This window comes from Pirellulales bacterium, from assembly GCA_035533075.1.
Classification (GTDB): Bacteria; Planctomycetota; Planctomycetia; order Pirellulales; family JAICIG01; genus DASSFG01.
This window is the reverse complement of sequence record DATLUO010000186.1, coordinates 1-22,388: the sequence shown is the minus strand read 5'-3', so window position 1 is coordinate 22,388 and position 22,388 is coordinate 1. Positions and strand designations below refer to the sequence as shown.

17 protein-coding genes are annotated in these 22,388 nt (G+C 65.1%); 12 read left to right on the top strand and 5 right to left on the bottom strand.

The window, feature by feature from the left end:
* Positions 1-350 precede the first annotated feature (350 nt).
* The gene (locus tag VNH11_23190) at positions 351-506 is read right to left on the bottom strand and encodes a hypothetical protein (protein HVA49289.1); all 156 of its coding nucleotides are present in this window, start codon (positions 504-506) and stop codon (positions 351-353) included.
* 156 nt (positions 507-662) lie between these two features.
* Between VNH11_23190 and VNH11_23185 the strand changes: the two genes are divergently transcribed.
* From VNH11_23185 to VNH11_23150, 8 genes are all read left to right on the top strand, one after another.
* A complete protein-coding gene (locus tag VNH11_23185) occupies positions 663-2,987 on the top strand; it encodes a DUF4159 domain-containing protein (protein ID HVA49288.1) in 2,325 nt (774 codons plus the stop codon).
* Between the two features lie 102 nt (positions 2,988-3,089).
* Positions 3,090-5,108 (top strand): helicase C-terminal domain-containing protein, encoded by a 2,019-nt coding sequence (locus VNH11_23180; GenBank protein HVA49287.1) that lies wholly within the window; start codon positions 3,090-3,092, stop codon positions 5,106-5,108.
* 60 nt (positions 5,109-5,168) lie between these two features.
* Entirely contained in the window at positions 5,169-5,372 is a 204-nt protein-coding gene (locus VNH11_23175; protein ID HVA49286.1) for a hypothetical protein, read from the top strand.
* A 205-nt stretch (positions 5,373-5,577) separates the two neighbouring features.
* Positions 5,578-7,491 (top strand): glycosyltransferase family 39 protein, encoded by a 1,914-nt coding sequence (locus VNH11_23170; GenBank protein ID HVA49285.1) that lies wholly within the window; start codon positions 5,578-5,580, stop codon positions 7,489-7,491.
* The gene (locus tag VNH11_23165; protein HVA49284.1) at positions 7,467-8,300 is read left to right on the top strand and encodes a glycosyltransferase family 2 protein; all 834 of its coding nucleotides are present in this window, start codon (positions 7,467-7,469) and stop codon (positions 8,298-8,300) included. Before VNH11_23170 ends, VNH11_23165 begins: the two co-directional genes overlap by 25 nt.
* A gap of 149 nt (positions 8,301-8,449) precedes the next feature.
* Complete coding sequence (locus VNH11_23160; protein ID HVA49283.1) at positions 8,450-8,701, top strand: hypothetical protein; 252 nt, start codon at positions 8,450-8,452, stop codon at positions 8,699-8,701.
* A gap of 68 nt (positions 8,702-8,769) precedes the next feature.
* Positions 8,770-10,173, top strand: coding sequence for a DUF1501 domain-containing protein (locus VNH11_23155; protein ID HVA49282.1), 1,404 nt, complete (start codon positions 8,770-8,772; stop codon positions 10,171-10,173).
* 30 nt (positions 10,174-10,203) lie between these two features.
* Entirely contained in the window at positions 10,204-10,956 is a 753-nt protein-coding gene (locus VNH11_23150; GenBank protein HVA49281.1) for an ATP-binding protein, read from the top strand.
* 2 nt (positions 10,957-10,958) lie between these two features.
* On the opposite strand, the gene VNH11_23145 is transcribed toward VNH11_23150, so the two are convergent.
* Positions 10,959-11,699, bottom strand: a complete 741-nt coding sequence (locus tag VNH11_23145) for a DUF4058 family protein (GenBank protein HVA49280.1) — start codon at positions 11,697-11,699, stop codon at positions 10,959-10,961.
* Between the two features lie 201 nt (positions 11,700-11,900).
* Between VNH11_23145 and VNH11_23140 the strand changes: the two genes are divergently transcribed.
* From VNH11_23140 to VNH11_23130, 3 genes are all read left to right on the top strand, one after another.
* Positions 11,901-13,310, top strand: coding sequence for a sigma-54 dependent transcriptional regulator (locus VNH11_23140; GenBank protein ID HVA49279.1), 1,410 nt, complete (start codon positions 11,901-11,903; stop codon positions 13,308-13,310).
* 11 nt (positions 13,311-13,321) lie between these two features.
* Positions 13,322-15,184: a DNA mismatch repair endonuclease MutL gene (mutL, locus tag VNH11_23135; GenBank protein HVA49278.1), complete on the top strand. Its 1,863-nt coding sequence runs from the start codon at positions 13,322-13,324 to the stop codon at positions 15,182-15,184.
* 190 nt (positions 15,185-15,374) lie between these two features.
* The gene (locus VNH11_23130; protein ID HVA49277.1) at positions 15,375-15,929 is read left to right on the top strand and encodes a DUF6496 domain-containing protein; all 555 of its coding nucleotides are present in this window, start codon (positions 15,375-15,377) and stop codon (positions 15,927-15,929) included.
* Between the two features lie 229 nt (positions 15,930-16,158).
* On the opposite strand, the gene thiC is transcribed toward VNH11_23130, so the two are convergent.
* The 3 genes from thiC to VNH11_23115 all read right to left on the bottom strand — a co-directional run bounded on the left by thiC (position 16,159) and on the right by VNH11_23115 (position 20,695).
* Positions 16,159-17,529, bottom strand: coding sequence for a phosphomethylpyrimidine synthase ThiC (thiC, locus tag VNH11_23125; GenBank protein ID HVA49276.1), 1,371 nt, complete (start codon positions 17,527-17,529; stop codon positions 16,159-16,161).
* A gap of 373 nt (positions 17,530-17,902) precedes the next feature.
* On the bottom strand, positions 17,903-19,318 hold the full coding sequence (locus VNH11_23120) for a S41 family peptidase (GenBank protein ID HVA49275.1): 1,416 nt from the start codon (positions 19,316-19,318) through the stop codon (positions 17,903-17,905).
* A 93-nt stretch (positions 19,319-19,411) separates the two neighbouring features.
* Entirely contained in the window at positions 19,412-20,695 is a 1,284-nt protein-coding gene (locus VNH11_23115; GenBank protein ID HVA49274.1) for a LysM peptidoglycan-binding domain-containing protein, read from the bottom strand.
* Between the two features lie 245 nt (positions 20,696-20,940).
* Between VNH11_23115 and VNH11_23110 the strand changes: the two genes are divergently transcribed.
* Positions 20,941-22,167 carry a threonine synthase gene (locus tag VNH11_23110; GenBank protein HVA49273.1) on the top strand — a complete coding sequence of 409 codons (1,227 nt, stop codon included), beginning with the start codon at positions 20,941-20,943 and terminating at the stop codon, positions 22,165-22,167.
* Positions 22,168-22,388: the final 221 nt, after the last annotated feature.

Sequence of the window (22,388 nt, the reverse complement as noted above, 5' to 3'; positions counted from 1 at the left end):
ATGCGAGAGCACCCAGCCGCTCATCAGGTCGATGAAAATCAAATAGCTGGGGGCGGTGAAGGTGCATTGGAACTCGGATAGCAACGTGACGAAAGATGAAGTAACTTGCATGTTCGGCCTCCTTGCCGCGGGTTGCCTGGGGGCGGGGTGCAAGCAAGGCCGCGCGGCCTGCGCGGCCGCAGGCGCCGCCTCACCGCCAGCCGCTTACGTCTGAATTGCAGCCTATAAGGAAGCACGGGGTCGATTTTCTATGAAGCGACTGCGCGAGCTCGCCTAGGACGTTGATTCTCGCCACAGGGCTGATTTGCCCGAGGGCCTCGCGTTTGCCATGTATCGGTGAATAAGCGGCCCTAGGCCACGACGCTGCCGTTCACCAGGTCGCCGGGCCGCGCGTGGATGTTGTCTTGGGCGTAGGTGGCGAAGAAGGCGTCAAAACCCTTGCCGGCGCGCAGCGTGTTGGCGCTGGTCGTGTTGTAGTCGATCGCTAGGCTTCCGGAGCGTCGCAACCCGTTGTATTGACACCAGTTGCACTAGAAATCCTCATTTCCGTGCCGGAAGGAAGCAGAGCTTGGGTGGACCGTACTCAGTAGACACGCGCGCCGTCCGCCTTGACGTTGCTACAATGGAAATCGGGCTCCAACGGACCTGTGATTCGGTGCTCTATGCGATTTTTTTTCCACCTGGCGATTGCCGGCGTGATGATGTTGACCAGCGGCCAGGCGCGGGCCGAGATCACGGCGGAGCAAGTCCGCGACGCAATCGACCGCGGCGTGGAGTATCTCAAACGAGAGCAGCGCGACGATGGATCCTGGCCCGATCCGGTCGGCTATCCCGGCGGCATCACCTCCATCTGCACGTTGGCCCTGCTCAACTCCGGAGTGCCGCCCGACGACAAGCACGTGCAGGCCGCGATCAATTACCTGCGCAAGATCAAGCCGACCATGACCTACTCGACGGCGCTGCAAACCATGGTCTTCTGCGCCGCCGAACCCAACACGAACATGGCCCTCATCAAGCGAAACGCCCTATGGTTCGAAGACAACCAGAAACGGGCAGGACCCATGATGGGCGCTTGGGGCTATCCCCAGGCCGAAGGCGACAACTCCAACAGCCAGTTCGCCCTGCTCGCCCTGCACGAGGCCGAACGCGTGGGCGTCAAAGTCAACGACCGCACCTGGGAACTGGCCCGTAACTATTGGACGAACAGTCAGAACCCCAATGGCTCCTGGGGCTACAAGCCGGCCCTGGGCGGGACGGGCAGCATGACCTGCGCCGGCATCGCCGCACTGGTCATCACTTCCGACCGGCTCAGCCACGGCGATGCCGAGGCCGACGGCGACCACATCACCTGCTGCGGCGAGCAACTGCCCAACAAAAACCTCGACATGGCCTTGAACTGGCTGGGCCGCAATTTCTCCGTTCACACCAACCCCGGCAGCCGCGGCGCCCTGGGCTGGCTCTACTATTATCTCTATGGCGTCGAACGCGCGGGACGGCTCACCAACCAGCGGCTGATCGGCGGGCACGACTGGTATCGCGAAGGCGCCGAGTTGCTGGTCAGCATGCAAGACGAGCTTTCGGGCTATTGGAAGGGCACCGGACACGCCGAAGACGATCCGCACCTCGGCACCAGCCTGGCACTGCTCTTTCTGGCCAAGGGCCGCCGGCCGGTGCTCTGCGCCAAGCTCAGGCACGAGCCGTTCGACGATTGGAACCACCATCGCAGCGACCTGAGCAATCTCACCGCCTACGTCGAGAGCCGCTGGCTGAAGGACCTCACCTGGCAGGTGGTCGATATGGCCCCCGCCGCCGACACCACCACCGAGGACCTGCTCGAATCGCCGGTGCTGTACCTGAGCGGCAGCAAGGCGCCGCACTTCAGCGACGAGCAAGTCGAACGGCTGCGGGCCTACATCAATCAGGGCGGCTTCATCCTGGCCGAAGCCAATTGCGGCGGAGACGAATTCGAGCAAGGATTCGAGGCGCTCGTCAAGCGGATGTTCCCCGAACCCGAATACCGGCTGCACGATCTGCCGCTCGATCACCCGGCCTACACGGCCGAAGAGCGCGTCGACACCAGCGTGTTCAAGATCGAGCGAACGCTGAAGGGCGTCGATGTCGGTTGCCGGACGAGCGTGATCTTCGCCCCGGCCGAGTTGCGGCTGTCGTGCTTATGGGAGCTTGCCCGGCCGGGTCGCGAGGGCAAATACTCACCCAAGGTGCAGGCCCAGATCGAGGCGGCCCGGTCGCTGGGCATCAATATTCTGGCTTATGCCACAAACCGCGAGGTGCAGTTCAAGCTGTCGATGGACCGCGAGCTGGCCGGCAGCGAGGTGATCGACCCCTTCGAGCGGCTCAAGATTTACATTGCCAAGGTCAAGTACGGCGGAAGCTGGAACTCCGCGCCGGGCGCCTTGAGCAACTTATTGCAGGTGGTGGCCCGCGAGACGGGCATGCGCGTCAATATCGAACAGCGCGAAGTCGTGCTTTCCGATCCGCAGGTTTTCGAGTTCCCGATTCTTTACATGCACGGCCGCAGCGCGTTTCATCTCAGCGGCGAGGAGCGCAAGCAGCTCAAGACCTACGTGGAGCGGGGCGGCGTGGTGTTGGCCGACGCGGTGTGCGGCAGCGACGCCTTTGTCAAGTCGTTTCGCCGCGAGATCAGCGGCACCTTTGGTGCGCCGCTGGAACCGGTTCCGGCCGCGCATCCGCTGTTCACCGACAAGTTCGGCGGTTTCGACATCAAGAAGGTCCGCCGCCGCGAGCCTCACCGCCGTGGCGACGACGGGCCGCTCAAATCGGCGGTGACCGAAGTCGCGCCGGACTTGGAAGGGCTGAAGCTGGCCGACCGCTACGGAGTCATCTTTTCGCCGCTCGACATCAGTTGCGCGCTGGAGCGGCACGAGTCGTTGGAGTGTCCCGGCTATGTGCGCGAGGACGCCGCACGGATTGGATTGAATCTCGTGCTGTACGCGATGGAGCAGTAGAATCAGGCGTCAGGCCGTTAGGTGGGGCGGCGCTCGCAAGCTCGCTGGTCCCACCCCACGCCCTTATTGCCCACAGCTCCTCGAAAAGGCCGTCCAACATAGATGTCTACTTCCGTCACCGACATTCTCGGCCCCCAGGGCCGCATTGCGGCCCGGCTCAAGCAGTATGAGTGTCGGACCGAGCAGCTCGCGATGGCCGAGGCGGTGGCCGCCGCCATTGCCGAGAAGCGGCACCTGCTGGTCGAGGCCGGAACCGGCGTGGGCAAAAGCTTCGCCTATCTCGTGCCGGCCATCCTCGCGGCCACGCAAGATCAGCAATCGTCGCAGCCCAAGCAGGAAAGCGAAGACGATGACGAGAATCAGCCCTCGCGCCGCGTGATCGTGTCGACGCACACCATCAGCCTGCAAGAGCAACTGATGAGCAAAGACTTGCCGCTGCTCAAATCGGTGCTGCCCTGGGAGTTCACTTCGGTGCTGGTGAAAGGGAGGAGCAATTACATCAGCCTGCGGCGGCTGCACAGCGCCGTCGAGCGGGCCACCAGCATGTTCGCCAGCGAGGGCGAATTCGCCGACCTGCGGCGCGTCAACGCCTGGAGCCGCGAGACCACCGACGGGTCGCTGAGCGACATCGACCGCCGTCCGCTGCCGAGCGTGTGGGATGAGGCCCGCAGCGACCACGGCAACTGCATGGGCCGAAAGTGCTCGACCTACAATCAGTGTTTCTATTACCGTGCCCGGCGGCGCGTGCAGAACGCCCAGATTCTGGTCGTCAACCATGCCCTGTACTTCAGCGACCTGGCGCTACGGCGCGAAGGCGCGAGCATTCTGCCGAACCACGACGTGGTGATTTTCGACGAGGCCCACACGTTGGAGGCCGTGGCCGGCGATCACTTGGGCATGAGCGTGGCGTCAAGCCAGGTGGAATACGCCCTGAACAAACTTTACAACGAGCGGACGCAGCGCGGCCTGCTGGTGCATCACGACCTGAACGACGAGGTGGAATCGGTGGATCGCTGCCGCCACCTGGCCCGCGATTTCTTCGACGACGTGCGCGCCTGGCAGCAGCTTTCGGGACGCTCCAACGGCCGCGTGTTGAAAGCGGGCATCATCGCCAACCCGTTGAGTCCGGCGTTGGAAGCCCTGGCACGCCGGCTCAAAAAAAGCGGCGAGCGGATGCAGCGGGCGGAAGACCGGCACGATTTCATTTCTGCGCACGACCGGCTGCTGGCGCTGGCGGGGCAGGTCGACGAGTGGTTGAAGCAATCGCAGCCCGGACAGGTTTATTGGATCGAGCTGAGCGAGGGCCGCCGGCCGCGGATCGCACTGGCCGCGGCCCCCATCGACGTGGGACCGGCGCTGCGCGAACAGCTCTTTTCGCGCGTGCCGACGGTCGTCATGACCAGCGCCACGCTGTCGGCGGGCAAGGAGCGAGAATTCGACTTTTTCAAGGCCCGCATCGGGCTGCCGCAGGTGACCGCCAAATCGTTGGGCAGTCCCTTCAACTATCGCGAACAGGCCGCGCTGGTGTTGCTGGCCGACATGCCCGACCCGACGCAAGACAAGGCCGCTTTCGAGAAAGCGTCGTTGCAGATCATCCGCCGCTACGTGGAGCGCAGCGACGGCCACGCCTTCGTGTTGTTCACCAACTACCAGCAGTTGCGGCAAGCGGCCGCCGAACTGACGCCGTGGCTGGCGGAGCGCGACTTGGCGCTTTACGCTCAGTCCGACGGCCTGCCGCGGACCAAGCTCATCGAGCAGTTCAAGGCCCGGCCGCGAGGCGTGCTTTTGGGGACCGACAGCTTCTGGCAAGGCGTCGATGTGCCCGGCGATGCGCTGCAAACGGTGATCATCACGCGGCTGCCGTTCGCCGTGCCCGACCGCCCGCTGATCGAGGCGCGGTTGGAGGCGGTGCGCGCCGGCGGCGGCAATCCTTTTCGCGACTTCCAGCTTCCGGAAGCGGCCCTGAAGCTCAAGCAGGGATTTGGCCGGTTGATTCGCAGCCGGCAAGACCGCGGCACGGTGGTGATTTTGGACCCGCGGGTGCTCACCAAGCCCTACGGCCGGTTGTTTCTCGATTCGCTTCCCGACTGCCGCCGCGTTCGCGATACCTTGCGCGGGTAAGCGTGCGGCTGGTATAAAGCGTTACAGGCATATCGGCGACGGAAAAGGAGGAAACGTTAAATGAGCGAATCGAGATATCCGGCGGGTTGGGATGAGCAGCGTGTGAAGCGGCTCATTGAGCATTATGAAAACTTGACCGAGGAAGAACAGGTTGCCGAAGACGAAGCGGCTGTGAGCGAAAGTCCCGGTCAAACCGTGATTACCGTGCCCACCAGCTTGCTGCCAGCGATCCGCCAACTGTTGGCCGACTACGGGCCAAAGTGATCGTGCTAGACCCCGCCGCGGGCCGAGCTACAAGCCCCTGGCACGGCCCTGCCCCAGCCAGCGCCATTTGTCTCATTGACCGCGACGGGCAGCATAACCGTTCCCGACGGGCCTATTGCCCTTGTTGCGCAACGCATGCTGCGCTACACTTTTGGGCCGCCGCAAGGTCTGCGCGGGAGTGCAATTGGTAAGGGAGTGCCTGTTGATGCGCGGGTGTCGTTGGCAGTGGCTGGGCTTGATGGCCCTCAGCGGACTGCTGTTTTTTACGAACCTCGGCGCCGCCGAGCTGTGGGACGACGACGAACCGATCTTCGCCGGCGCCGCCCGCGAAATGATGGACCGCCAGGAATGGGTGGTTCCCTACTTCAACTCGGCCATGCTGCCCGACAAGCCCGCCCTGCATTATTGGGCCATGATCGGCGCCTATCGGCTGCTCGGCGTAAGCGAGTTCGCGGCCCGCTCGGTATCCGCGGTGTTCGCCATCGGCACGGTGCTCTTGACGTGGTGGCTGGGGCGGCGGATGTTTTCGTCCGCGGCCGGCTGTTGGGCGGGCATCGTGTTGGCCACCGCCATGAACTTCGACGTCGTGGCCCGCGCCGCGACGCCCGACGCCTTGCTGGCCTTCTTTTCCACGCTGGCCATCGCCTGCTTTGCCGCGGGCACGAATACGCTGGGCGGACGCCGCGCGGACGGCCTGGCTTCCATCGGTAGGGTGGAAAAAGCGAGCTGGCGAGCGCCGGCCCACCATGAAGCGGCGCCGATTACGGCGGGCCGGCGCTCGCAAGCTCGCTTTTTCCACCCTACGGAAATGGCCGAAGCCAGTTGCACGACATGGCCGGCGATCGTGGGAAGTTATGTGGCCATGGGCCTGGCCGTGCTGGACAAGGGACCGATCGGCGTGCTGCTGCCGGCCGCGACGATTGGCCTGTTCCTGCTGGTTTCATCGGCGGCCCGCGGCCCAGGCGTCGTACAAGTGGAGTCCACCGGACGGTGGGCCGCGGCAAGGCGTCTGCTATCAGCGATCGCGCGACTGCTCGGTCCGCGGCGCATCTTCGCGGCCATGCGCGACATGCGACTGCTCGTGGGCGTCGTCATCGTGCTCGCGGTTGCCGGTCCGTGGTATCTCGCGGTCGGCCTGCAAACCGAGGGAGCCTGGTTGGCGGGCTTTTTTGGCAAGCACAACCTGGGCCGCTTCCTGCACCCGATGGAGCACCACCGCGGGCCGTTCTTTTACTACCTGATCGCCGTCGTCGTCGGGTTCTTTCCCTGGTCGCTGCTGCTTGGCCCGACGTGGCTGTACGTCAAGTCGCAATTGGCCGGAAACCAGCCGACTCGCGAACGCTTTTGGCTGCTCCTTTGCTGGGCCGGCGCCTACGTCGGGTTCTTCTCGTTGGCGGCGACGAAGCTGCCCAGCTACATCGTGCCCGCGTATCCCGCGTTGGCTTTGCTGGTGGGCGTCTGGATGGACGCCTGGCTGAGCGGTGAGCACGAAGTGCCGGCGCACATGCTCCGCGTGGCCTGGGTCACCACCTCGCTGGTCGGCATCGGTCTGGCGGTCGCGATGACGGTCGTCGCGCACAAGCTGTTGGGTGGCGATTGGCCCTTGACGCTGACCGGTCTGCCGTGGCTGGCGGGCGGGGCGATTTGCTGGTGGCAATATCGCCGAGGACAGCCGCGGCGAGCAGCCGTCTCGTTCGCCGTCGCGGCGGCCGTGGCATCGCTGGCGATCTTCGGCGGCGGCACGGTCGCGGTCGGCCGCTATCAGACGAGTGCCCTCTTCGCCGGCGAAATCCAGACTCATACGGAAGGTCAGCCTGCCATCGTGCGATCGGTCGGCTATTGGCGTCCCAGTCTGGTTTTCTACCTGCGGCAACCGGTCGAGCAGTTCTTCTCCGACGAACAGGTGCGCGACTTCTGCCGCCAGTGGCCCTATCGCGGCTTTCTGCTGATCACCGGCGAGCGCTATCGGCAGGCGGCCGCCTGGCTGCCGCCCGACGTGACCGTGTTGGCGCGTCGCCGCTGGTTCTTGCGATCGGACCAAATTCTCTTGCTGGGCCGGGCCACCGAACTTCACACACCAACCGAAAGGCTCTCATGGCAGGTCACGCCCAAGCATTGACCGACCTTCCGCGCCCAAACTCGTCGATTCCAGGGGCGGCCAACCAGCCATCGTCGGCCGGCGCGGCGCCCTTCTGGGCCGGCACGTTGTCGCTCTGCCTGCCGGCCTACAACGAGCAGGACTGCATCGGTGCGACGCTCGACGCCGCGCTGACCGCGGTGCCGCCGCTCGTGGCGTCGCTGGAAGTGATCGTGGTCGACGACGGCTCGCGCGACGCCACTTCGCGCCGCGTGCAGGCCGTCGCCGACCGCGACCCGCGGGTGCGTCTCGTGCGGCACGAGCAAAACCGGGGCTATGGAGCGGCTGTGACCAGCGGCTTGCGCGCGGCCCGCGGCGACCTGGTGATGTTCGCCGACAGCGACGGGCAGTTCGATTTTCGCGACGTGGCCCGCCTGTTGGCCCGCTTGGAAAGCAACGATTTTGTGGTCGGCTATCGCGGGCGGCGCGTCGAGTCGTTCCATCGGCGCTTCAATGCCTGGGCCTGGGGACGGCTGGTGCGGCTGATGTACGGCGTTCGCGTCCGCGATCTGGATTGCGCTTTCAAGCTGTTCCGCCGCGAGGTGGTCGAACGCCTGCGGCTCACGGCCAACGGCGCCTGCATCAACGCGGAGTTGATGTGCCAGTGCCGCCGGGCAGGTTTCCGCTTCGCCGAGGTGGCCGTCGAACATTATCCTCGCAAGGCGGGCCGGGCGACCGGTTCGAGCCTGGCTGTGATCGCCCGTGCCTTCCGCGAGCTGCCGCACCTCCAAACCCAGCCGCTGCCCGCGCCAGACCCGCTTCGTTCGCAAACCTTCTCGAAAGCCGCTTGAGTTGGGCAGCGACATGGAATTTCCCCAACAATCGGCATAAGTGTTGCAGACCAAATGCCGATACAACTCCGCAAACCGCGTGAGCTATGTTTGCTTCGGGGAGTTGACGCTTTTCGATTGACGTCGCTTTAGCGCACAGGGAGAGCAAGATGGACGTTGCTGAAACGCTGCTCTATGTCGCCGCAAATGCCCCGGCCAGCGAGCGGGTACGAGCGGCCTGTACCACGCTCGTGATGTGCGAAGACCGGGAACTTCGGCCCCATCCGCCGCTGGAGCCGTCGAACTCGTGCGGCAGGAAGGCGGCCCGCTGCGCCCACGAGCGAAGTCTCTGTTGGCATCCGCGCAACCCTTGCGGTCATGCGGCTCCTCGTCAAAGCCCTGTGCTGCTGGGCGTTGCTTGAGCCCGATCAAACGCTGACTTCGGCGGCGTTTCTTGCTATACTGTTGGGCACGGTTTGCGGAGACGACCATGCTCAATGTTTACGGGTCTGAGGCGCGGCTTTGCGATGGTATCGGGCGGCGCGAGGTGCTGCGCGCCGGTAGTCTCGGCCTGTTGGGGCTTACGTTGCCCGACCTGCTTCGCAGCCGCCAAGCCAATGCCGCGACAAGTCCGGCCGCCGACGGCGGCAAGGCCAAGTCGTGCATTATCCTCTTTTTGATGGGCGGGCCGCCGCAGCACTCCACTTGGGATCCCAAGCCCGATGCTCCGGCCGAGGTGCGAGGCCAGTTCGGCCCTGTTCCCAGCAACGTGCCGGGCATCGACCTCTGCGAGCTCATGCCCACCACGGCCCGCGTGATGGACAAAGTCTGCCTGCTGCGGGCCGTGTCCAGCGGCGACAACGCGCATTCGTCGAGCGGCTACTACATGCTGACCGGCCACCCGCACCAGCCGCTCAACGCCGAGAACGCCAACCCCGGCCCGCCCAACGACTATCCCAGCCTCGGCACGCTGGTGCGCTGGCTGCGAGGCGATGCCACCGGGCTGCCCGGCGCGATGACCTTGCCGATGCGCATCTCCAACACCGACGGCAGCGTCTGGCCTGGGCAAAACGCCGGCTTCTTGGGCCGCGCGGCCGATCCCTGGCTGTTGAAGTTCGATCCCTCGGCGGGCGCGCCGCGGATCGACGAGTTCCACCTGCCCGACGAAATTCCGCCCCTGCGATTGGCCTCGCGCCGTTCGCTGCTGGAGCAAGTCAACGAGCGGCTCAGCCAGTTCGATGCCGCCGGCCCGATGCAGCAGTTCGGGCGGCACGAACAGCGGGCGTTGAACCTGCTCGGCTCGTCGCCCGCGCGGGCCGCCTTCGACCTGGAGCAAGAGCCGGCCGCGATGCGCGATCGCTATGGCCGCACCCCCTTCGGGCAATCGGTGCTGTTGGCCCGGCGCTTGATCGAGGCCGGCGTGTCGCTGGTGCAGGTCAACTGGTATCGCGGACCCAACGAGCCGCCGGCGAACCCGGTGTGGGACACGCACCGCGACGAAACGGCCCGGCTGAAAAACGTGCTCGTGCCGCCGATGGATCAGGCCTACTCCGCGTTGCTCGAAGACCTCGCCCAGCGGGGCCTGCTCGACGAGACGCTGGTGGTCTCGATGGGCGAATTCGGCCGTTCGCCGCGGCTCGATGCGGCCGGCGGCCGCGGTCATTGGGGTTACGTCTATTCGGCGGTGCTGGCGGGCGGCGGCGTGCGCGGCGGACAGGTGATCGGCGCCTCGGACAAGATCGGCGGGCAGCCCAAAGACGGCCGCGTCAGTCCCGCCGATTTGGCCGCCACGCTCTTTCACGCTTTGGGCCACTCGCCCGACACGCTCTATCACGACCGCTTCGACCGTCCGCTGCCGATCAGCCGCGGCGAAGTGATCCGCGGCGTGTTTTAACGGCGATTCGGTTGGCTATAAACCAGCGGCATGGCACGCAACGACACTCAGCCCGACGAGGTCCACCGGCGGCTGGCCGATCAGTACACCGAGATTGCCCGGCTGGTGGGCGGCCTGGCGCACGAGATCAAGAACCCGCTCTCGACCATCCGCCTGAACATGGAGTTGCTGGCGGAGGACTTTCAGGCCGACGATTCGCCGCGCACGCGCCGCGCCTTGGCCAAGATTCTCATCGTGCAGCAGGAATGCCAGCGGCTGCAGGACGTGCTCGACGACTTCCTCAACTTCGCCAAGGTCCGCGAACTCAAGCTCGAACCGACCGATCTGAACGAGCTCGTGCGGCAAATCCTGGAGTTCTATCAGCCCAAGGCGGTCGAATCGAACATTGAACTGTCGCCCCATTTCCGCTCCGACCTGCCCAGCGTGCTGGTCGACCGCGAGTCGCTGCGCGGGGCGCTGTTCAACCTGCTGCTCAACGCCCAGCAGGCGATGCCCGACGGCGGACAACTTTGGGTGCTGACCGAGGAAACCGCGCGCGGCGTGGCGTTGCACCTGATCGACACCGGCTGCGGCATGGACGAAAAGACGAAAGCGCGGATCTTCGAGGCCTTTTATTCCACCAAGCCGGGCGGCTCGGGCCTGGGCCTGCCTACGGCGCGCAAGATCATCGAGGCGCACGGCGGGCATATTTTCGTGCAGAGCACGCTCGGCAAGGGAACGCGGTTCACGATCGAGCTGCCCGTGCCGGCGCGGTTGGAACGCCAGGTGGAGCACCGGGAATAGCGTCAACTCAGCGCTTGCTTCCAGAAACTTGGTACTCCGCGAAAGGCCGCTTGATAACTCTCTTCCAGGGGAACGTTGACGTAGCGCTCCGGGTGAATAAAGAGCGGCATCTCGGGTAGATTGCGGCCGACCGCCAGCGGCCCGCGATAAACGCCGATCGTCAGCGCCGCGCAGTAGGAGACGACACAAGGCGGTGGACCAGGCGAATTCTCGTCAGTGTTGTCGGCGCCGCTGTAAAACTCGCGCACGACGCCGTCGATGCCGTGCGGATCGTAACGGCCTGGTGCAAACACGTCGATGACCATCGCGTGGATCCCCGCTCCCAAAAAACCGTCGATCTTTCCGGCGAGCTCCTCCACGTGCTCGAGGCGGTCCTTGTTTCCGGGCGAAACGATTTCCACGACGGCAACGAGTCGATGCCCGCTGACGTGTCGGATGGCAAGCGTGCGGCGAAGCGATCGCGCGGACGGCGCCAATTCACCGCTGCGAACGACTTGCGGCGGGGCTTCTGCGAGGGCCAGGCCGCCGCGAGGCGGCGGGACGGCGGAAGGTTCCATCTCGGGCGAGCTGCGATGCAATGCGATCAAGTCGGAAATTCGCCGGCCCGCATGCTGCTCCATCAGAGCGTAATAATCCGCTGGAAGAAGACCCTCGTTGAGTGCGTTCCGCAACTCAACGGTCCAAGCCAAATGGAAATCGTGGAAGATTCCCGCATCGACTTGCATCCAGTCGTGCATCGGCATGGTCGGCTCCGTTGCCAGGCACCGTCCGGAACGGCGCGGAAATAGGGCTGAAGCGAAGGCGCAGGTGATCGAATATCGCTTGAGTTTACCGCGCGGCGCGAGGGCGGTCAATTCAGTGCGCTGCCGGCCGACATCGCTCTCGGAAAGACGATTATTGCCGGCACCCTGCCGCTCAACGTCCGGTTTTTGTATGATCGTCTCATGGCCTCCGTTCAGACCGCTCCCAAAATCCAGACCGATCCCGCGGCCATCCGGCTGCTGATCATCGACAACGACGCAGCCCATGCCCAGGCCGTCGCCGAGAGCCTGGAGCGCGTCGGTTACGACTGTACCGTGGCCGTCTCCGGCAACGACGGGGCACGCGACATCGAGCGGCAGCGGTTCGACGTCATCATCACCGACCTGGTGATGAACGATCTTGACGGGCTGGAAGTCCTGGCCCGCGCCAAAAACGACTTGCCCGATGCCGAAGTGATCCTGGTCACGGGCCACGGCACCGTCCCTTCGGCCGTCACCGCCATGCAGCAGGGGGCATTCAATTACCTGCTCAAGCCGCTTGACTTGAAGCAGCTTCGGGCCGTAGTCGAGAAAGCGGCCGACAGCGTGCGGCTGCGGCTGACCAACGCCGAGTTGAACCGCCGGCTGGACGAGAAGTTCGGCTTCGAAGGCGTGGTCGGCTCCAGCCCGGAAATGAACAAGGTCATCAGCCTGCTGAAGCGGATCGCCCCCACCAACGCCACCATCTTGATCCAAGGCGAAACCGGCACCGGCAAGGAGCTGGTGGCCCAGGCGATCCACCAAAACAGCCCCCGCAAGAACAAGCCCTTCGTGCCGCTCAACTGCGCCGCGTTGAGCGAGAACATTCTGGAAAGCGAGTTGTTCGGGCACATTCGCGGGGCCTTCACCGACGCCTCGGCCGATCGCGTCGGCAAGTTCGAGTACGCCCACGGCGGCACGCTGTTTCTCGACGAGGTGGGCGATATGCCGATGGCCACGCAGATCAAGCTGCTGCGGGTGCTGGAGAGCGGCGAGATCACCCGCGTCGGCTCGAACGATCCGATCAAGGTCAACGTGCGGCTGCTGTCGGCCACCAACCGCAACCTGGACCAGCAGATCGAGGCCGGCACCTTCCGCAACGACCTCTATCACCGGCTGAAGGTGGTCACCGTCACGCTGCCCCGGCTGGTCGAGCGGAGCCAGGACATTCCGCTGTTGATCGAGCACTTCGTGAAACAGTTCGCGAAGCGGCATCAAAAGACGGTCAAGAGTATGTCGACCGCCGCCCGGCGACGTCTGCTGGCCTACCGTTGGCCGGGCAACGTCCGCGAGTTGCGAAACACGATCGAGAGCATGGTGGTGGTCGATTTCGACGGCGTGCTGGACGTCGACGACTTGCCCGCCGAGCTGGCCGAACTGGCCGAAAGCGACGGACGGCCGGCCTGCGGGGCCGCCGCGCTGGACAGCCTGGTGGGCAAACCGCTGACCGAGATCGAGCGGCACTATCTCGTGGAGACGCTCAAACTGACCGGCGGCAATCGCGAGGAGGCCGCCGCGCTGCTCGGCATCGGCGAGCGGACGTTGTATCGGAAGCTCAAGGAGTTTCAAGTGTAGGAACGGATTCTATGCCCTTCATCCAGCAACTTCCGGCCAGCGTGGTCAACAAGATCGCAGCGGGCGAAGTCATCGAGCGGCCGGCCAGCGTGGTCAAGGAATTGATGGAAAACGCGCTGGACGCCGGGGCCACGCGCCTCGATGTGGCGGTCGAGCAAGGCGGGCTGGAGCTGATTCGCGTGGTCGACGACGGCTGCGGCATCGCGGCCGACGAGCTGACGCTGGCCGTAACCAGTCATGCCACCAGCAAACTCCGCTCGGCCGATGACCTGTTTCACGTATCGACGCTGGGCTTTCGCGGCGAAGCGCTGGCCTCGATCGCCGAGGTCAGCCGCCTCATGCTCCGCAGCCGGCAGTCGGAACAATCGGCCGGCGCCGAACTGGAAGTCGTTGGGGGCCAGCTCGGCCCGGTGTCGCCCTGCGGCTGCGCCGTGGGCACGACCATCGAGGTGCGGCAGCTCTTCTACAACACGCCGGTGCGGCGGCGGTTCTTGCGGTCATCGCAGACGGAGATGGGCCACGTCACCGAGACCTTCACGCGGCTGGCGCTGGCGCACCCGCGGATGCACTTCACCTTGCGGCACAATCAGCGGCCGCTCTACGAGCTGGCGCCCGCCGAGGCCGGGCTGGAGCGGATCGCCCACTTCTTCGGTCGCGAAGTGGCCGACGAGCTGATCTGGCTGGAGAGCCGCGACGGCGAAGTGCGGCTGTCGGGCTTCGTCGGCCATCCCAACCAGAGCCGGCCCAACGCCCGTATGCAGTATCTGTTTCTCAACGGCCGCTCGATCCGCGACCGTTCGCTGGCGCACGCTTTGAGCGAGGCCTACCGCGGGCTGCTGCTCACCGGCCGTTACCCGCTGGCCTTTCTCTACCTGCACATGCCGCCCGATCTGGTCGACGTGAACGTCCACCCCACCAAGCTGGAAGTGCGGTTCCAGGACGGCGGCCGCATCTACAGCCAGTTGCTGGGCACGTTGCGGACGAAGTTCCTGACCACCGATCTTACGCACCGGCTGAGCCCGGCCGGCGCCGACGCCGCTCACGATCCCAGCGGCGCGCACGACCCGGCACGTGCGGAGCAGTTGCGCGGCGAGCTGGTCGAGTGGGCCAAAGGGCAAATGGCCTCCTGGCAATCGCCGGCCGGCGCCTCGGCCGCCGTGGCCGAACCGCCGGTGAGACAAAGCGAGTTCGAAGTGCCTCGCGCGGCCCCTTCCGTGGCGCCCTTGCGGCTGACGAGCCTGACGCCGCAGGCCACGCCCTTGGAGCCTTCCCAGGTCGCGCCGCTGGCGGAGTCGAAGATTGCCGGCGGACTGACGGCCATGCAAATTCACAATCGTTATCTGGTGGCCGAGACCGACGAAGGGGTGGCGGTGATCGACCAGCACGCACTGCACGAGCGGATCTTGTACGAGCAATTTCGCGAGCGGGCTTTGTCGGGCACGCTCGAATCGCAGCAGCTCCTGGTGCCCGAAGCGGTCAATCTGGGCGCGGCGGAAGCGGCCGCGGTGCTGGAGCATCGCGAGCTGCTGGCCACGTTGGGCCTGGCGGTCGAGCCGTTTGGCGGCGGCACGGTGCTCGTGGCCAGCTACCCGGCCATGCTCGGCGGCGGGCCGGAAGAGATCCTGCGTTCGATGCTCGATCTGTTGATGTCGGGCGCGCGGTTGCCCGACCGCCGCGACCTGCTCGACGAGCTGCTGCACATGATGTCGTGCAAAGCGGCGATCAAGGCCGGCGACCCCTTGGCCCCGGAGGAGATCATGGCCCTCTTGGGGCAGCGGCACTTGGCTCAAGACAGCCACCATTGCCCGCACGGCCGGCCCACCGAGCTGGTCTTCACTCGCGAGGAGCTCGACCGGCAGTTCAAGCGGACGTGACCCGCCCTGTTCTGTAGGGAACGGACTCCGTGCCGTTCCGTGAAGGGCGCAAAAGACGGTCGATTCGCACTTCCCGGAACGGCACGGAGTCCGTTCCCTACAGAGTGCTGCGCGCAGTAGCAGGCCCGCAAGGCACGATACTTGCAATCTTGCGTGATAGGGGCGTGCTTCAGCGCAGGAGTCGATTATCATGCCAGAGAAACAAACAATCGAACGAGCACGGAGGAAAAAACGAGAAGGACAGTCAGCCACGTCGCAGGCGGGCGAATTCGTGCGGGAAGAGATACACCACGTCCGCGAAGGGAAGCACGGCGCACGATCGGCCAAGCAGACGATCGCCATCGGGCTGTCGAAGGCGCGCCGGGCAGGCGTCGACCTTCCGCCGCCGGAAAAGGGAAAAACGACCGAGCGAACGCGCAAGAGCGCCGAGCGTGCCTGGCGTCGCGGGCAAGGAGAGCCGCCCAAGCGGCCGCCTTCGGCCCGCCGCTCGCGGGCCATCAAGAACGTGTTGAAGGAAGAAGGACATTCGGCGGCTTCGCACAAAGCATTGTCGAAGCAGGCCCACGCAGCCGCCCGAACACGGACGGCCGGCGAGCGTTCGGTTGCGGCCAAAAAGGCGGCCGACACGAAGGGACCGGAGGAGCGTCACGAGGCCGCTATGAAGGCCGTCCGCACCAAAGGAAAGGAAGGCCGTTCGCGGGCGGCCCGCAAGGCGGCGCGGACCCGCGCCGCGCGAGGCGGATAATCGTTTTATACTTCATGCGGCCGAGAATGAGACGTTGGCGGGTGGTGCGCCGTTCAATCTTGGTGGCCAGGCGATGCCCCGGTTGGACGCACCGGGGCATCGCTTGGCCGCCACGTTTTTGAAGGGCGCCAGCCGATATCTGGCCAAGCTCTGCCCCAGCCACCGCTCTTCCTCGCGGCAAAAGATCTCATTCTCATGTTTCGGTCCGGCTCGTTCGCGGCGAACTGGCCTATCCCCGTGCCGCCGACAGCTCGACGAGCGGCTCGCCCGAACGGGCCATCTCGCGGATGTCTTCGGTAATCTTCATCGAGCAATACTTCGGCCCGCACATGCTGCAGAAGTGGGCGCTCTTGAACGTGTCTTGCGGCAGCGTCTCGTCATGCATGCGGCGGGCCGTTTCGGGATCGAGCGACAAGCGAAACTGCTCGTTCCAGTCGAAGGCGAAGCGTGCCCGGCTGAGAGCGTCGTCGCGGTCGCGGGCGCCCGCACGGTGCCGGGCCAGGTCGGCGGCGTGGGCCGCGATCTTGTAGGCGATCACGCCTTGCTTCACGTCCTCCGTTTCGGGCAGGCCCAGATGTTCTTTCGGCGTCACATAGCAGAGCATCGCCGCGCCGCTCCAACCGGCCAGGGCGCCGCCGATGGCGCTGGTGATGTGGTCGTAGCCGGGGGCCACGTCGGTCACCAGCGGACCCAGCACGTAGAACGGCGCCTCGCGGCAGACCTCCATCTGCTTCTTCACGTTCATGTCGATCTGGTCCATGGGAACGTGTCCCGGACCCTCGACCATGACTTGCGTGTTCTTCTGCCAGCCGCGCTGGGTCAGCTCGCCCAGCACATTCAATTCGGCGAACTGGGCGGCGTCGCTGGCGTCGGCGATCGAGCCGGGCCGCAGGCCGTCGCCCAGGCTCCAGGTGACGTCATACTCGTGCAGGATGTCGCAGATGTCGTCGAAATGCGTGTAGAGCGGGTTCTGCTGGCGGTGGGCCATCATCCACTTGGCGATCAGCGAGCCGCCGCGGCTGACGATGCCCGTCACGCGGTTCATCGTCAGGTGCAGGTGTTCCAGCAGCACGCCGCAATGCACGGTCATGTAGTCGACGCCCTGCCGGGCCTGGTGTTCGACCATGTCCAGAAAGTGTCGCGGGGTCATGTCTTCGATGTTGCCGCCCAGTTCTTCCAGCATCTGGTAGATGGGCACCGTGCCGATCGGCACCGGCGAGGCCGCGATGATCGCCTGGCGGATGCGGTCGATGTCTTTGCCGGTCGAGAGGTCCATCACCGTGTCGCTGCCGAAATGGACGGCGGTGTGCAGCTTTTCGAGTTCCGTCTCGACGTTGCTGGTGACGGCCGAGTTGCCGATGTTGGCGTTGATTTTGCACCGGGCGGCGATGCCGATGCACATCGGTTCCAGCCTGCCGGCCAGGTGGACCTTGTTGGCGGGAATGACCATGCGGCCGCGGGCGACTTCGCCGCGGACCAATTCCGCGTCGAGACCTTCGCGCTCGGCGACGTACTGCATCTGCGGCGTGACGACGCCGGCACGGGCCTGTTCGATCTGCGTCATATTCGGCAAAATCCCTTGTGAGGCGCGATAAACCATTTCCTGGGCGCAGCTTCAGCGCCGCCCGTCATCGTACCGATAGCCGGCCGATTGTCAAACTGGATCGTGGCCGTGCGCCTTGAAGGCGATGAGGCACGCTAGAACAGGCATCAAGCCTTGAAGTAACATGGATCGCTCCCGATGCGGGTGAACCGAATAACCGATTGAACCATGATGCGACAACAACTTCCGTTCTGCCGGTCCTTCTTCGCCGCGTTGACTTTGGCCGCTGTTTGGGCGACGACTTCCATCGGCTGTGCCCGCGACGACGGGCGACAATCAAAGCGTCGCCAGCCGCTTCTCATAATCGGCGACGACAAACCGCTTGCCCTTGGCAATGACGCGATGGCCTTCGGCTTCCGGTCCGCCCGTCCTAGTCGGCCTTGGCCATTTCGGTCGACAAATACTCCAGCGCTTTCGCCAACTGGCGATCGACAAAGCCGGGCTTATCGGCAGCACCCGCCTCGGCCGGTTTCTTCTCGCCCTCGACGGGCGTTTTCTCTCCGTTGTCGGCCGGCTTCTTGTCGGCAGGCGTAATCAGGATGTCGCGATCGCGGCGGTGAAGCTGCAATTGGAACCGCTCGGCGTCGTCGAGTTTCACTTCATAACCCGCGTCGGGCTTCACGCCCCACTCGTCGCTCTCCTTGGCATTGACGGCGCGATCGATGTTGTGGCCGCTGGGACGAAGATAATTGGCGGTCGTCAGTTTCAAAATGCTCTTGCCGCCTTCCATCTCAATCACGTTCTGCACGCTCCCTTTCCCCCAGGTGCGCTCGCCCACCACGATGGCCCGCTTGTGATCTTGCAACGACGCCGACACGATCTCGCTGGCGCTGGCACTGTGGTGGTTCACCAGCACCGCCATCGGAAAGCCGGTGTAGGTGTCGAGCTTGTGGGCGCTCCAGCTTCGCTTGGGGCTGTTGCGTCCCGACGTGCTGACGATTTCGCCGTCGGTCAAAAACATGTCGGCCACTTCGATGGCCGCCGTCAGCAGGCCGCCGGGGTTGAAGCGAAGATCGAGCACCAGGCCGCGGAGCTGCTGGTTCTGCAGGTCGTCGAGCGCCTTTTTCAGCTCCCGCGGCGTGTCGCGGCCGAAGGAGGTAATGCGGATGTAGCCGATCTTCTTGTCGTGGTCGAGCATGAAGTCCCAGTCATCATGCTCGTCGCGGCGGTCGCCCCGCACGCTTTCGATCTGAATGACCTCCCGCGTGACGGTGATTTTTTCCGCTTCCTTGCCGCCGGGATGCAGCACCGAGATTTTGACCGTGGTGCCGGCCTCGCCCTTCAGCCGCCGCACCGCCTCGTCGATATTGATGCCCTCGGTCGACTTGTCTTCGATTTCGGTGATGACGTCGCCCGCATGCACGCCGGCCCGGTAGGCCGGGCTGCCGGCAATGGGACTCAGAACCGTAAGCTGCCCGCGGCGAACATCGACCTGAATGCCGATGCCCGTGAACTGGTTCTCGACCGCCACCTTGAAGCGGCCCATGTCGTTGGGGCCGATGTAATTCGAGTAAGGATCGAGTTTGCTCAGCACGCCGTGGATGGCCGCTTCCATCAGCTCGCGCCGACTCACGTCTTTGACGTAGTTCCGCTCGACCTGGTCCATGGTGTCGGCCAGAACCTTGAAAAGCTCGTAGTATTCGGCGTCGGAATTCGGTTGGGGCTTGGTACCGGTTTCCGGCTGGGTGACCGCCGGAGTGGCGGTTTCGTCGGCGCGGACGGGGACCAAGACGAGGCTGGCGAGAACGACGGCAATCAGATAACAGGCCGAGCGGCGAACGAGCATGCGTGGCTCCGGGCAAGGACGGAAGTAGCGACGGCTGTTCCGTTGAAACACAAGGGTCAGTTTCAGTATAGGATTGGCGATGCCGGGCGGCAACTATCTGCGATAGCGGTCGCGCGGCGGACCCGTGACGATCGGGTTGTCGCGCGTGCCGTCGGCCGGCAGCGCGAGCTTCATTCCCGGAGCAAGATCGTTGAAGTCGTTGCCGAGCTGGTCGCGGTTCAACTCGTAGATTTCCGACCAGCGCGACGCCTTGCCAAGCTCTTGCCGCGCAATGTCGAACAGCGTGTCGCCCTCGGCCACCGTGTAGCTGCGGCGACTAGGGGCGTTGCGGCGACCGGCCGGCGACTTGGGATCCTTGGGCGCGAGTTCGGGGTATTCTCTTCGCAGCACCGCCGTGGAAGGAGTCGAAATCACGTCGCCCGCGTCGATCGCGACGCGGTCGCCGAACTGCTGCCGGTTGTATTCCTCCAAAGCCTTGAAATAGACGCCGGTTCCATAAACCTTTTGCGAGATACGCCAGAAATTGTCGTTCGGCTCGACGGTGTAGCTTTCGCCCTCGACGTGCCCCTGAGAGGAAGGTCCGGCGTCGTCGCCGGCGTCTGCCGGTGAGTCGGCGTCCTCGGCCAACTCTTCCGTTGCCGGCGCCCGGCCGAACATGGCGCCCTCGTCGCGGTACCGTCCCGCGGAGGGAGGCACGTCTGCCACGCGGTGGTCCGGCTCGTCCGTCGCTACGTCCGGCGCGTCTTCATCGGCGGCCGGCGGCGCCGTTTCGTCGTCGTCCGGCGAAAAGGCGAGTCCCGCGGGCCCCGACGGGGCGAACCGGTCAAGGGGCATCGCAACGTCTTGCTGGTCGTTGCTGCCGTTGGTGTCGTCGCCGTCGCCCGCGTCTTCGCTGCCGTCCGCCGCTGTTTCAGCGACGGGATCGGCCCGACCGGTCTCGGCTTGATGCCGTGCATAGCGGTCGTCCTGAGGACGAAGGCGATAGGGTGACTCCTCCGTCGAGGGCGGTTCAAGCTGGTGGTCCGGCGCCGCTTCGGCCTGCGGGCCAAAGTTCTTGGGAGGCTGCGCATCGGCACCATCCGGTCGCCGGCCATAACGGTCTTCGACCTCGCTGGCAGCGGCGCTCTCGCGGCGAGTCCGCCTGGACGCAGATTTGTCGAGGCCGGCGCCGAGCGAAGGTCCGGCTTGTGGCCGATCGCCCGGCTCGTCTGGCTTGGCCCTTGGTTTCAGTTTCGCTTTGCCATCGGTTTTCGCGGCGGCCACCGTGGCTTGGGCAATCCGAGGCTGCTCGCGCTTCAGCCGCACGAACAAAACCCCCCCGAACACGCACAGCAACGCGCCGATGACGCCCAGTCCGATCTTGATTTCTTTGCCCATGTACGAGTCCTTCGCTGGAGCGGATCGACGCCCACGGGCGTACTTTTACACGGCAGCGGCCATTTCGGCCATGCCAGTTGCCCACGGCGTTTAGCACACTACCGGCCTCGCCATTGACGACCCGCGAGCCCGGTCGTAGGGTGGGACCAGCGAGCTTGCGAGCGCCGGCCCACCATTAGCGACGTCTTTTACGGTGGGCCGGCGCTCGCAAGCTCGCTGGTCCCACCCTACGATTTTCTTTGCTCATGCCGACCTTCGTCACTCATCTGGAGAGCGCGCTCGACGGCACGCGGCTGCCAGCCGACGGGCCGCAGACGCTGCATCGCGACCGGCCGCTGTGGGTGCGATACGACCTGCCGGCCGTCGCCCGTGCCATGAGCAAAGAAGCCGTGGCGCGGCGGCCTCCCACGATGTGGCGCTATCGGGAACTTTTGCCGCCCGCCGAGGATGCCGCCATTGTTACTCTGGGCGAAGGCATGACTCCGCTCATCCCCTGCCCGCGCCTGGGCGCTCGCTTCGGGCTTGCTCGGCTCTCGATCAAAGACGAATCGCAGCTTCCCACCGGCAGTTTCAAGAGTCGCGGCCTGGCGATGGCCATCAGCATGGCCCGGCAATTCGGCATTCGCCGCGTGGCCATTCCCACGGCCGGCAATGCGGGCGGCGCGATGGCGGCGTATGCGGCGCGGGCGGGAATGGAAGCCTATGTTTTCATGCCCGCCGATACGCCCGTCATCAATCAGTATGAATGCCTGCTCGCCGGAGCCCGCACGTTCCTGGTCAACGGACTGATCACCGACTGCGGCCGCATCGTGCGGGAAGGAACGCAACGGCTTGGCTGGTTCGACCTCTCGACGCTCAAGGAGCCTTATCGCATCGAGGGCAAAAAGACGATGGGCCTGGAGCTGGCCGAGCAATGCGGCTGGAGTTTGCCCGACGTGATTCTGTATCCCACGGGCGGCGGCACCGGGCTGATCGGCATGTGGAAGGCGTTCGACGAATTGGCGGCGCTGGGCTGGATCGACGCCGGGCGGCGGCCGCGGATGGTGGCCGTTCAGTCCGACGGCTGCGCGCCGATCGTGCGGGCCTTCGAGGCCGGCCAGCGGTTCGCCGAGCCGTTTGCTCCCGCGGCCACCATTGCCAGCGGCATCCGAGTGCCGGCGGCGGTGGGCGATTTCATGATTCTCGACGCCGTGCGCGCCAGCGGCGGCCGGGCCGTGGCCGTCGAGGAAGCAAGAATCCGCGAGTGGATGGCGCTCGGCGCCCGGCTGGAGGGAATCGCCATCTGTCCCGAATCGGCGGCCTGCATCGGCGCCCTCGAGCGGTTGTCGGGCGAAGGTTGGATCCGGCCGGACGAGCAGGTGGTGCTCTTCAACACCGGCGCCGCTCAAAAGTATCCCGAGGCGATGCGCGCCGACCTGCCGCGGCTCGACAAAGACCGCCCGGTCGATTGGGAGAGCTTGGTCGAAGCATAGCGCCGCGCATTGGGCGTAGGCTGGGAGAGAGCGAGCTTGCGAGCGCCGGCCCACCGCGAACGCGCAGCGCGTCACGAACGGACTGAGAGGCTATCCGAAAACTGATCTTGCCGTAAGTCGGGATTTGGCGGACGTTTCGTGCATTCCCATCACTTGCAAAGGAGTGCGCGAGCATGTCGAACCAAACCTTGACTCGGAAGGCGTATCCCTCGGACCTGACG